Below are 5,412 nucleotides of genomic sequence, written 5' to 3'. Positions count from 1 at the left end.
CGACCATCAGGAACTGGTCGTAGGATGCCTTCTGAACCTCGATGAGGTTCGGCATTTCCGCGACTTCCCTGATTTTTCCGAAGAACTTGCGAATGCGCTTGCGGCCGATCAGTGTATTGGCCATCTGGACCTCATTCCTCATGCACAGCTGATCGAGGATCCCTGCTCTTTTTCAGGAGCCTCGATCAGCCGCCCGACGGGATGGAACCCGTCAGCGAATCTCAAAAAAGGCGGGCTGTTTCAGCCCTGTGCGCGCCGTCAGGAAGCCTGCAGGAAGCTTGACCTCTTTGACGACACAACGGCCCCAGGCGAATTTGCCTGGGACCGTGTGTTTTTGAACCCCGTTGATCGGGGGCAACCTTGCGGCCGAGGCCGCAAAATTACTTAAGCTCGACCTTGGCGCCGACCTTCTCGAGGGTCGCCTTGACCTTCTCGGCTTCGTCCTTGGACACGCCTTCCTTGACAGGCTTCGGCGCGCCTTCGACGAGGTCCTTGGCTTCCTTGAGGCCCAGGCCCGTGATGCCGCGGACTTCCTTGATGACCTCGATCTTCTTGTCGCCGACGGCGGCAAGAACGACCGTGAACTCGGTCTGCTCTTCAACAGGAGCGGCGGCAGCGCCAGCGCCAGGGGCAGCCGCGACGGCAACAGCCGCAGCGGCGGAAACGCCCCACTTCTCTTCCAGCATCTTCGAGAGCTCGGCGGCCTCGAGGACGGTCAGCGACGAAAGATCGTCAACAAGCTTGGCAAGATCAGCCATTTCTTAGTTCCTTAGGTTCGGTTCGAACGGTTCGATGATTGAGGTTACGGCCTCACGCCGCTTCGCCTGTCTTGGCATAGGCCCCGAAAACGCGGGCGAGCTTCGCCGCCGGCGCGTTGGCGAGCTGAGCGACCTTGGTAGCCGGAGCCTGGATGAGGCCGACCAGCTTGGCGCGCAGTTCGTCGAGGGACGGCAAGGTCGCAAGCGCCTTGACTCCGTCCACGTTCAGGGAGGTCGCGCCCATTGCGCCGCCAAGGATCACGAGCTTGTCGTTGGCCTTGGCGAAATCGACGGCGACCTTGGCCGCCGCGACCGGATCGCTCGAATAAGCGATCAGGGTCGGGCCTTTCATGAGGCCCGAGATGGACGCGACGTCCGTGCCTTCGAGAGCGATTTTGGCGAGGCTGTTTTTTGCGACCTTGACGGTGGCGCCGGCCTGCTTCATCTGCGCGCGCAGCTTCTGCATTTCGGCGACCTTCAGGCCAGCATAGTGGGCAACGACGACGACGCTCGTGTTGTTGAACACGTCGCCGAGCGTCGAGACGAGCTCGCGTTTTGCTGCTCTTTCCACTGGGCTCTCTCCGGTTGGCGGATAGGATTTCCGCCGGTTGCATCTGCCATTCAAGGCTCAGGCTTGCGCCCGAGGCACCTGAACGGCGCTCTCGCAAGCCCTGTCCCCCAAATCACGCCTTGGCGGCGCACCGGGTGAGATGGTTCGAACCGATACCCTTTGCCTGCGTTGACAGGCATCAAATTCGGCTTCCCCGTCTATGCAGGCCCTCTCGAATTATGCCGGCAAGCCGGCACCTGCAGTCTCGGACAGGACATAGCCGGAACGCGCCAAAAGTTGCCCTTTGGCTCGCCGGCTTGTCACCGCCCCGTCTCCAGGGCGGATTGGCAGCCAGAGGCCTGCTCGAAAGCGGTACCTCGGCCTATGTTGGAAACTCAACGCGTTCTATTAAGCCCTTTGGAGGCAAATGCCAAGAGGCTTTTGCAGGGCTTTTTGCGTATATTCGCGATACAATGTTGCAGATTGGGCCAGCCGAGCCCGATTTCGGCAGGGTCGGCCCAAAAGAGAAGCCCGGCGACGAGCGCCGGGCTTCGAGCTTGCGGCGGAAGCCGGATCAGGCGTTGAGGATCGAGGACGGATCGACCTTCACGCCCGGGCCCATGGTCGAGGAGACGGCGATGCGCTGGATGTAGGTGCCCTTGGCCCCCGTGGGCTTGGCCCGGGAGACCGCATCGGCGAAGGCCCGGATGTTCTCCACGAGCTTGCCCTCGTCGAAGGAGGCCTTGCCGATGCCGGCGTGGACGATGCCGGCCTTTTCGACGCGGAACTCCACCGCGCCGCCCTTGGCGGCCTCGATGGCGCCCTTGACGTCCATGGTGACCGTTCCGACCCTCGGGTTCGGCATTAGGCCACGCGGGCCCAGAACCTTACCGAGGCGGCCGACGATGGCCATCATGTCCGGGGTGGCGATGCACCGGTCGAACTCGATGGTGCCGCCGTTGACCGTCTCGAACAGGTCCTCGGCGCCCACGATGTCGGCGCCGGCCGCCCTGGCCTCGTCGGCCTTGGCGCCGCGGGCGAACACCGCCACCCGAACCGTGCGGCCGGAGCCGTTCGGCAGGTTGCAGACGCCGCGGACCATCTGGTCGGCGTGACGGGGATCGACGCCGAGATTCATGGAGATCTCGACGGTCTCGTCGAACTTCGCCTTGGCGCGTTCCTTGATCAGCCTCACCGCATCCTGGATCGGATAAAGCTTGGCGGCTTCGATGCCCTCGCGGGCGGCGCGGATGCGCTTGCCTTCTTTAGCCATCATGCCCTCCTTACGCCACTTCCATGCCCATCGAGCGCGCGGAGCCCTCGATCATGGCCATGGCGGATTCAACGGTATCGCAGTTCAGATCGACCATCTTCTTCTCGGCGATCTCGCGGATCTGGTCGCGGGTCACGCGGCCGACATTGCCGCCCTTGCCTGGCGTCTGCGAACCCTTGTCGATCTTCGCGGCCTTCTTGAGGAAGTACGAGACCGGGGGCTGCTTCATCTCGAAGGTGAAGGAACGGTCCTGATACGCGGTGATGATCACCGGGATCGGGGTGCCCTTCTCCATCTGCGCGGTCTTCGCGTTGAAGGCCTTGCAGAATTCCATGATGTTCAGGCCGCGCTGACCCAGCGCCGGGCCGATCGGCGGCGACGGGTTGGCTGCGCCTGCGGGCACTTGAAGCTTAACGTAGCCCGAGATTTTCTTTGCCATAGGACTGCTCCTAATGGACCACGCACCCGGGGCCAACCGGGCGGCATGGCAGTTGCAGATCGCGGTACGGCCTTTGAAGGCCCGGCTGGCGACCGGGCAGACCTCCCGCGGATGAAAGGCCCTCTCAGAGGACCTGAGAAGCGCCACCAATCAGGTGCCACTTCCCGCCGGTCAGACCTTTTCGACCTGACCGTATTCGAGTTCGACCGGCGTTGCGCGGCCGAAGATGGACACCGCCACCTTGAGGCGGGCCCGGGCGTGGTCGACTTCCTCGACGACGCCGTTGAACGAGGCGAAGGGACCGTCGGAGACGCGAACCTGCTCGCCGATCTCGAAGCTCACGGACGGCTTCGGGTGATCGACGCCCTCGGCCACCTGGCCCTTGATCCGCTCGGCCTCACGATCCGGAATCGGAACCGGCTTGGACTTGTCGGCACCCAGGAAGCCGGTCACCTTCGGGGTATTCTTGATGAGGTGGTAGACCTCGTCGGTAAGGTCGCACTTCACCAGGACATAGCCCGGGAAGAACTTGCGCTCGGTGTCGACCTTGCGGCCGCGGCGCACCTCTACGACCTTCTCGGTCGGGACCATGACCTCGTCGAACTTGTCCTCAAGGCCACGCTGGGCGGCCTGGTCCTTGATCGACTGGGCGACCTTGTTCTCGAAGTTGGAATAGGCGTGGACGATGTACCAACGCTTCGTCATTGCATCCACCCCTTAACCGCCAAGTCCAAGGATCACCGAGCGAACGCCCCAGCCGATCGCCTGATCGACGACCAAAAAGAAGATGCTGGCCAGCACAACCATTACGAACACCATGGCGGTGGTGATCATGGTCTCCTTGCGCGTCGGCCAGGTCACCTTCGCGGCTTCCGAGCGGACCTGCTGTATGAAATCGAACGGGTTCGTCTTCGCCATTTCCCTGCGTCCGTACCGCCTTGAGGGCGGCTGCGAACGTCCTCTGAGGGCATGCTCATGCCCAAATTGAAGGGGCGCGAGGCTGCTTTTTCAAGCCTCGCGCCACCTGTTCAAACCATCTGCGGGGCGCTCTTTAGAGCAAAATGCCCGCTTTGTCGACCGCTGGCAGGAGTGGAGGGACTCGAACCCCCAACCCCCGGTTTTGGAGACCGGTGCTCTAGCCGATTGAGCTACACTCCTCCGGCGGTCGACAGGTGGCGGTTTTCCGCCACCTGGAACCTTATCAATCGATGACGGCGGCGACGACGCCGGCGCCGACGGTGCGGCCGCCCTCGCGGATGGCAAAGCGCAGCTTCTCCTCCATGGCGATCGGCGCAATCAGCGTCACCTCCATGGTGATGTTGTCCCCCGGCATCACCATCTCGGTGCCCTCGGGCAGCGTCACCACCCCCGTCACGTCCGTGGTGCGGAAGTAGAACTGCGGGCGGTAGTTGGCGAAGAACGGGGTGTGACGTCCGCCCTCCTCCTTGGTGAGGATGTACGCCTCAGCCTTGAACTTCGTGTGCGGCTTGATCGAGCCCGGCTTGCACAGCACCTGGCCGCGCTCCACGTCCTCGCGCTTCGTGCCGCGCAGCAGCACGCCCACGTTGTCGCCCGCCTGGCCCTGGTCGAGCAGCTTGCGGAACATCTCAACGCCCGTCACCGTGGTCTTCTGCGTGGTGCGAAGACCCACGATCTCCACCTCCTCGCCCACCTTGATGATCCCGCGCTCGACCCGGCCCGTCACCACCGTGCCGCGGCCCGAGATCGAGAACACGTCCTCGATCGGCATCAGGAACGGCTGGTCGATGGGACGCTCCGGCTGCGGAATGTAGGCGTCCACCTCCGCCATCAGCTTGAGCACCGCCTCGCGGCCGATCTCAGGCTGCCGGTCCTCCAGGGCGCACAGGGCCGAGCCCTTCACGATCGGGATGTCGTCGCCGGGAAAGTCGTACTTGGACAGAAGCTCGCGAACCTCCAGCTCCACCAGGTCGAGCAGCTCGGAGTCGTCCACCATGTCGACCTTGTTCATGAACACCACCAGGGCGGGCACGCCCACCTGGCGGGCCAGCAGGATGTGCTCGCGGGTCTGGGGCATGGGGCCGTCGGCGGACGACACCACCAGGATGGCTCCATCCATCTGGGCGGCGCCCGTGATCATGTTCTTCACGTAGTCGGCGTGGCCGGGGCAGTCCACGTGGGCGTAGTGGCGGTTGGTGGTCTCGTACTCCACGTGGGCGGTCGAGATGGTGATGCCGCGCGCCTTCTCCTCCGGAGCCTTGTCGATCTGGTCGTAGGCCGTAAACGTCGCGCCCCCCGACTCCGCCAGAACCTTGGTGATCGCCGCCGTCAGAGACGTCTTGCCATGGTCCACATGACCAATCGTCCCAATGTTGCAGTGCGGCTTCGTCCGCGCAAACTTTTCCTTCGCCAT

At 63.5% G+C, this 5,412-nt stretch carries 7 protein-coding genes and 1 tRNA gene; all 8 read right to left on the bottom strand.

What is annotated here, in order from left to right:
• Positions 1 to 380: 380 nt before the first annotated feature.
• On the bottom strand, positions 381 to 758 hold the full coding sequence (gene rplL, locus AC5JBD_RS16965) for a 50S ribosomal protein L7/L12 (protein ID WP_495723010.1): 378 nt from the start codon (positions 756 to 758) through the stop codon (positions 381 to 383).
• Positions 759 to 810: 52 nt separating this feature from the next.
• Positions 811 to 1,329, bottom strand: coding sequence for a 50S ribosomal protein L10 (rplJ, locus tag AC5JBD_RS16960; protein WP_495723009.1), 519 nt, complete (start codon positions 1,327 to 1,329; stop codon positions 811 to 813).
• A gap of 553 nt (positions 1,330 to 1,882) precedes the next feature.
• Positions 1,883 to 2,581: a 50S ribosomal protein L1 gene (gene rplA / locus AC5JBD_RS16955; RefSeq protein ID WP_495723008.1), complete on the bottom strand. Its 699-nt coding sequence runs from the start codon at positions 2,579 to 2,581 to the stop codon at positions 1,883 to 1,885.
• Between the two features lie 10 nt (positions 2,582 to 2,591).
• Positions 2,592 to 3,020: a 50S ribosomal protein L11 gene (gene rplK / locus AC5JBD_RS16950; protein ID WP_495723007.1), complete on the bottom strand. Its 429-nt coding sequence runs from the start codon at positions 3,018 to 3,020 to the stop codon at positions 2,592 to 2,594.
• A gap of 171 nt (positions 3,021 to 3,191) precedes the next feature.
• Positions 3,192 to 3,725, bottom strand: a complete 534-nt coding sequence (gene nusG, locus AC5JBD_RS16945) for a transcription termination/antitermination protein NusG (protein ID WP_183450861.1) — start codon at positions 3,723 to 3,725, stop codon at positions 3,192 to 3,194.
• A 12-nt stretch (positions 3,726 to 3,737) separates the two neighbouring features.
• Positions 3,738 to 3,938: a preprotein translocase subunit SecE gene (secE, locus tag AC5JBD_RS16940; RefSeq protein WP_036350572.1), complete on the bottom strand. Its 201-nt coding sequence runs from the start codon at positions 3,936 to 3,938 to the stop codon at positions 3,738 to 3,740.
• Between the two features lie 163 nt (positions 3,939 to 4,101).
• Positions 4,102 to 4,178 (bottom strand) — tRNA-Trp (locus AC5JBD_RS16935).
• 43 nt (positions 4,179 to 4,221) lie between these two features.
• Positions 4,222 to 5,412: an elongation factor Tu gene (tuf, locus tag AC5JBD_RS16930; RefSeq protein ID WP_495723006.1), complete on the bottom strand. Its 1,191-nt coding sequence runs from the start codon at positions 5,410 to 5,412 to the stop codon at positions 4,222 to 4,224.

It is taken from the genome of Allosphingosinicella sp., assembly GCF_059502505.1.
The sequence above is the reverse complement of the archived record's forward strand: the minus strand, read 5'-3'. Positions and strand labels throughout refer to the sequence as shown.